This window comes from Streptomyces flavofungini (assembly GCF_041028215.1).
In the GTDB taxonomy this organism is placed as follows: Bacteria; Actinomycetota; Actinomycetes; order Streptomycetales; family Streptomycetaceae; genus Streptomyces; species Streptomyces flavofungini_B.
Window position 1 is genome coordinate 1 of sequence record NZ_JASKYR010001354.1, and the last position, 785, is coordinate 785.

The window sequence follows — 785 nt, forward strand, 5'->3', positions numbered from 1 at the left end:
GTCACGTCGTGGCCGTAGCGGATGTCGGCACCGGCGTCCGTGGCGGCGGYSKYCWTSCCGCGCGGCAGGGCGTGCATGCCGCCGCGCGGGAAGARGACCCCGGCCACGGTGTCCATGTAGGCGATGACGGCGTACGCGGCCAGGGCGCGGGCCGGGGGGACACCCGCGTACAGGGACTGGAAGGAGAAGACGCGGCGCAGCCGTTCGTCGGAGAGGAAGCGGCCGATGCGGGCGTCGAGCCTGCCGAAGCCGCCGAGGGCGGCGAGGCGGGCGAGGTCGGGGGTGAGCAGGTTCAGCGGGGAGTCGAAGTTGGCGTCGATGAAGCGGTGCGTCTGGACGCGGTGCAGACGGGTGAGCCAGGCGCGCAGGCGCCGGTAGCCGAGCGCCTCCCTGGCGCCCGCGAAGCGTGCGACCTCGGCCTCCATCTCCTCGGCCCGGGTGTGGACGTCGAGGCTGCTGCCGTCGGCGAACCGGGCCCGGTAGGCGGGATGCAGGGGGAGCAGCTCCAGGTGGTCGCCGAGTTCCTGGCCGACGGCGGCGAAGGCCTCCGCCACCAGGTCGGGCATGGTGAGCACGGTGGGCCCGGTGTCGAAGCGGTAGCCGCCGCGCTCCAGGAGTCCGGCCCGGCCGCCGGGGTGCGCCGAGCGTTCGACGACGGTCACCTCGCGGCCGGCGCCGAGCAGGTGCAGCGCGGCGGAGAGCCCGGAGAGCCCGGCGCCGACGACCACCACCCGGGCGGTGGGTCCTTCCACGGTTCTCATCGGCRGCTCGTCTCGGAGGAGGGG

1 protein-coding gene is annotated in these 785 nt (G+C 75.2%); it reads right to left on the reverse strand.

Annotation, left to right across the window (positions count from 1 at the left end; all coding sequences use genetic code 11):
• On the reverse strand, positions 1-761 hold a 761-nt coding region (gene crtI / locus AB8Z36_RS41010), incomplete at its 3' end, for a phytoene desaturase family protein (protein WP_369218424.1).
• Positions 762-785: the final 24 nt, after the last annotated feature.